Annotated in this window: 5 protein-coding genes and 1 pseudogene; 5 read left to right on the forward strand and 1 reads right to left on the reverse strand. The window is 36.2% G+C overall.

The genetic code is table 11. The annotated features are described in order from the left end of the window. Nucleotides 1–278, reverse strand: a pseudogene (locus AB0N16_RS41350) (IS6-like element IS1216 family transposase); the annotation flags it as partial. Nucleotides 279–446: 168 nt separating this feature from the next. Here AB0N16_RS41350 and AB0N16_RS41355 point away from each other — a divergent pair. From AB0N16_RS41355 to fic, 5 genes are all read left to right on the forward strand, one after another. After that, on the forward strand, nt 447–1,745 hold the full coding sequence (locus AB0N16_RS41355; RefSeq protein WP_014017385.1) for a polysaccharide deacetylase family protein: 1,299 nt from the start codon (nt 447–449) through the stop codon (nt 1,743–1,745). A gap of 769 nt (nt 1,746–2,514) precedes the next feature. Then, complete coding sequence (gene mobC / locus AB0N16_RS41360) at nt 2,515–2,880, forward strand: plasmid mobilization relaxosome protein MobC (RefSeq protein WP_365805994.1); 366 nt, start codon at nt 2,515–2,517, stop codon at nt 2,878–2,880. Then, nucleotides 2,859–4,091 carry a relaxase/mobilization nuclease domain-containing protein gene (locus AB0N16_RS41365; protein WP_352177421.1) on the forward strand — a complete coding sequence of 411 codons (1,233 nt, stop codon included), beginning with the start codon at nt 2,859–2,861 and terminating at the stop codon, nt 4,089–4,091. The genes mobC and AB0N16_RS41365 overlap by 22 nt, the downstream gene beginning before the upstream one ends. After that, entirely contained in the window at nt 4,088–4,711 is a 624-nt protein-coding gene (locus tag AB0N16_RS41370; RefSeq protein WP_259760236.1) for a mobilization protein, read from the forward strand. Before AB0N16_RS41365 ends, AB0N16_RS41370 begins: the two co-directional genes overlap by 4 nt. Nucleotides 4,712–4,727: 16 nt before the next feature. Beyond that, complete coding sequence (gene fic / locus AB0N16_RS41375; RefSeq protein WP_003131447.1) at nt 4,728–5,330, forward strand: protein adenylyltransferase Fic; 603 nt, start codon at nt 4,728–4,730, stop codon at nt 5,328–5,330. The last annotated feature ends 146 nt before the right edge of the window (nt 5,331–5,476 follow it).

Below are 5,476 nucleotides of genomic sequence, written 5' to 3' on the forward strand. Positions count from 1 at the left end.
ATGGCTCGATACAAATAATGCCATTTTCCTTTGATTTTGATGTACGTTTCATCCATTTTCCATGAATAAAAGGATTTTTTATTTTTCTTTTTCCAAATTTGATAGAGTAGTTTGCCATATTCTTGTACCCAACGATAAATCGTCGTATGAGAAACGTTAATGCCACGATCATATAAGATTTCTTGAACTTCACGATAGCTAAGGTTATAACGAAGATAGTAGCCCACGGCTACAATAATCACATCCTGCTGAAATTGCTTTTCTTTAAAATGATTCATCGTCATTCCTCCTGCTATCTTTTTCTATTATTCTACCTTATTTGATAGTAGATTTAAAACTTTGCAACAGAACCCTATATTCGTTACAATGGTTATGGGAAGTTTTTCAAAAGGTTAAGAAAAGCTTACGGGGGTTTTTGAAATCAAAAAGTAGTAGGGGACGATAAAATGAAACATACACACAAAATCATATTGGCTGTCACTTCTGTATGCACTGTTATTATTCTAGGTGTAAGTATCTTTTTTGTTACACAAGCAGTAACAAACAATAAATTAGAAAACACTAGTCAAACAACTCAACACTCAAGCAGCAGCTCAAAACCTGTTGAAGATAAACAAACGACGAAACAGCTTGATCAAGCAAAACAGCTTGCTGCAAGTTATCATTATGATGAAGCCATCGCCTTACTTGAAAAAGACGACGCCAAAGAAGCGCAACAATTGTTAGCAACTTTGAAAAAAGAAAAAGAATCCTTGGTAAAATGGGAAGACCCGACCAAAATCTCACACGTCTTCTTTCATAGTCTGATTGTTGATCCAGCTAAGGCTTTTCATACCCAGCAAGCACAAGGGTATAAAGATTATATGGTCACTATTTCCGAATTCAATAAAACCATTGATCAGTTATATAAAAATAACTATGTTCTTGTTAATCTAAATGGATTAGTCAAAAAAGGAACAGATGGAAAACTGACCTTTACAGGTGTTTCTCTTCCAGAAGGAAAGAAACCGTTAATTCTTTCGCAAGACGATGTCAGCTATTATGAATACATGGACAATTCAGGATTTCCAAGTAAGTTGATTGTCGATAAACAGAACCAAATCAAGAATATTTATATCGACAATAAGAAGGAAACTGTTGGTGACTATGATATGGTTCCATTGATCGATTCATTCATTAAAAAACATCCCGATTTTTCTTATCAAGGCGCCAAAGGAACATTAGCTTTAACAGGCTATAATGGTGTATTAGGTTACCGTACATCAAAATCAGAATATGGTGATAACGAAAAAACAAACAAAGAAATCGAAGCAGCCAAAAAAGTTGCTGATCAATTAAAGAAAGATGGTTGGAGTTTTGCTTCTCATACTTGGGGACACTTGAATATGACACAAGCTTCTTTAGCCGATATCCAACAAGATAATGAACGTTGGCAAAATGAAGTTGCACCTATTTTAGGCAAAACAAATATTTTGATCTACCCATTTGGCGCTGACATCAGCGATTGGCAACCTTATTCTGAAGCAAATCAAAAATTTGCTTACTTGAAACAACAAGGATTTGATATCTTCTGCAATGTCGATGCCTCAACTCCTGCATGGGGACAACTAGGAACTGACTACTACCGTAACGCCAGAATCAATATTGACGGTATCCGTTTCGAAGCTGACCTAAAAGGAGAAAATCCAATACTTGATCAATTTATCAACGTCAAAGAAGTGTATGACCAAAAAGATCGAGGATAGAGGTTGTGAAAGAAGCGTCCAGCTCCGCCGACAATAAGTAGGAATTAACTATCTAGGAACGCATACCATGCGTAAAACAGGCGCTTATCGGGTCTATACGCAGTCAAATTATAATATTGGTTTAGTGATGCATTTATTAAACCATTCAAGCGAAGCCATGACTTTAACGTATCTTGGATTAGATCAAGCTAGTCGAGAAACGATGTTAGACCAAATTGATTTTGGGTAATGAATGTTTAGAACTTAGTAGTCGTCCAAAAACGACTACTTTTTTTGTTGAATCGTCCAAGGACGATTCGATGCTTTTGACTTGTAAGAACAGGATTGAATGAAGCCATACTGTTCGCATATTTTTAGTGGATGAACATTCGTTCATCCAGAGATTTTTTGTTCGTTCATCCAAAAAGAGGGACGATTTCGGAAGAAGAAAATCGTCCCTCTTTTTCTTCTTTTTGTATGACAAAAAGAAAGATCTTTTGCCCATTTTATTTTTATAAAATGGGTAGGTGGCGTTTGCGTAAAGCAAATCGACACAATCCAAAGGGGATAAAAGGGGAAAGTGAAACTTCCCCCTTTTCAAGCCACATTGTAATACAAGAACGAAGTGTTTTGTATTACAATGTGATAGCTTGCAGTATTTATGGTTTTATATGGTCTATTTTGTTATAATGATTGTAACCGAATAGGGCGCAATGCTTATTACAAAATCAATGACAAAGGGCGATTGAGGAATGAGCGCTGGGGCATTTTATCTTTGAGGAAGTTCTTGATGGATCAGAAAAAAGTATCACAAAATCAAACAAAGTACATTCAATTTAGATTATCTGAAGAACAATACAATAAGCTGAAAATTTCAGGAGAAACATATGGACTCTCTCCGAATCTTTATGCGAAAAAATTAGCACAAAAATCTCATTTAAAAAAACCTTATCTCGAACATGACCAAGCGAAATCTTTATTATTAGAACTCTCAAAACAAGGAACCAATTTAAATCAAATCGCCAAGAAACTCAATCAATTCGATCGGATGGACAACCAAGATAAAGAGCTGATCGTGGCTTTACGCTATACATACGGAGTACTCGCTCAAGCTCAAAAGGGGTATCAAGAGTTATGGCAACAATTGCAAAAATAAGCAATGGCGCAAGTGCAGCGAGCGCCCTTAATTATGCTTTAGGGCAAGACAGACCCATGCATGAAAAAACTGAACAGTGGCTACAAGACCATCAATTGGAACGTCCTGTGGAGCTGACAAATTGTCGGGCAGTTGCCGTGGGTGGAACCAACGGGATTGATCCCTTTATCGCCAAAGAACAATTTGATGTCATTCGACAACTTCATAACCAAACCAAAGAATCCAATCAAGTCTTGCGTATTACCCAATCTTTCGCCTTAGATGAACTGAATCCGAAAGTTCAAAAAGACTGGCAAAAAGCCAATGATTTAGGCGTTGAATTAGCAGAAAATCTCTATCCTAACCATCAAAGTGCTGTGTATACGCATTTAGACGGAAAAAATCACGTCTTACACAACCACATCATTGTCAATAAGGTCAATTTAGAGACAGGCAATAAATTAAGAGAACAAAAAGGAGAAAGCGTTCAACGAGCACGAGAAATGAATGATCGACTCGCTTCTCGAGAGAACTGGCACATTTTAGAGCCACCAAATGAGCGCCAAACAGAGACAGAAAAAGAACTAATCGCCAAAAATGAGTATTCTTACATGGATGATTTGAGAGAAAGAATCAATAAATCGCTTCAAGATGTCTCTGTGAGCTCATACGAAGCGTTTAAGGAACGATTATCTGACAATGGGGTAATTCTATCAGAAAGAGGCCAAACGTTCTCATATGCCTTTTTAGACGCCAATAACAAGCAAAGACGAGCACGAGAGACCCGATTGGGTTCTGATTTTGGAAGGGAGACCATTTTACATGAGTTGGAAAACCGAGCAAGACAAAACGAATTTAGAGCTGTTGAACAACGAGAACCAGCGATTACTCCGCTTGAGCGAGACACTCAACAAAGAGAATCAGAAATTGTTAGCCTTGAACAAGCAATTGAACCAAGAAAATCAGAAGCTCTCAAGCGAGAATCAAAAATTAATCGATTTATTGACACAATCAAACAGCTTGCAGGACGAGTACCAGAACTTACTCAACGCGTTACAAGAAAATTAAAGCAAACAAAAGAGAAAATCCTCGATGATTTTGAACGTCGCTTTTCAAAAGACATGAAAAATTACGAGCAAGAACAACAGAAAAGCCTAGAAAAACAAGTGAATAGAGACGTACAGTCTGAAAAGAAACCAACAAAAGATCATGATCGGGGGATGAGTCGATGAATAAAGATGAACAACTCGTTGTTCAAGTATTAAATGCTTATAAAAATGGTAAAATTGATTTCAGTCACGTTCCAGAACTAGACCGCTTAGTCCGTCAAGAAGTTAATAAAGACTTTCGGGGCTACCAAGAAAAAATAGAAGCTGTTGCGAGTCAAAAAATGGAGTCTGCCATTCAAGAACAACTCCATCGTTTAGAGGCAGAAAACTTAAAAGCGACCATACTGAAAGACATTCAAGTTGAAAAACAAGCATTACTCGCTTTGAAAAAAGAACTGAATGAACAAAAAGAGCAGATAAAAGCAGATCGCAAACGTGAGATTGTCGAACGTTACAGTATTTTGATTGTGAATATTATCTGCCTGTTCTGTTTCTTAGTTGTCGGTATTCTCATCGGACGATGGATTTATAAAGGTATCTGGGATGGTTGGGGTTTGCATATTTTGTATGACACAGTGATGGAAATACAGCCTAAACATCCTTATGGGGCAGTCGTTCTTGGATTAGGTGGTTTTGGTTTAATCGGTGCTGGAATTTATGGCAGTTTTCGATTAATGTATACCGCTTCAACATGGTTTGATCAACGTCCAAAAATTTTCAAAAGAATCTTTCCGAAAAAATAGAGAGTGAGGGGATATTTTGGTTTTAGATAATAAATTAGGCTTAACAAATTCAGCAGAATTAGCCAAACAAGAAGAGTTATTAACGAAAAAAAGAGCCAAAGAATTGTTTGAGTCTGGCAAAATAGAGGATCTGGAAATTGGGACGTTTCAAGGCTTATCTGATATTCATCAGTTTTTATTCCAAGATATTTACGACTTTGCAGGAAAAATTCGAGAAGTGAATATTGCGAAAGGAAACTTTCAATTTGCGCCACGTATTTTTTTAGCGCAAACACTTGAATATATTGATAAATTACCTCAAGAAACATTTGATGAAATTATTGATAAGTACTCGGATATGAATGTGGCGCATCCTTTTAGGGAAGGCAATGGACGAGCCACTCGTATCTGGTTGGATTTAATTCTTAAAAATAAACTACACAAAATTGTCGATTGGAATCAAATTGATAAGGATGAATATTTAAATGCCATGATCCGTAGTACAGTCAGCACCAATGAATTAAAATATTTGATTCAAAAGGCTTTAACCGATGATTTAGGAAAAGAACAATTCTTTAAAGGAATTGATGCGAGTTATTATTACGAGGGATATTATGAAATAAAAACAGAAGATTTATAAATAACCGATACAAACAGACTGATCAAATTCTATATTGATTAGTCTGTTTGCTTACGGGATGATTTTGACTTTTGATTTTAAATTTTTGAAAAAAATAAAAAAAGGCGAAGCCTATATTAATTTATCATATATATTTTAATCTTTTC

The sequence above is a fragment of the Streptomyces sp. NPDC051105 genome, assembly GCF_040682795.1.
GTDB lineage: Bacteria > Actinomycetota > Actinomycetes > Streptomycetales > Streptomycetaceae > Streptomyces.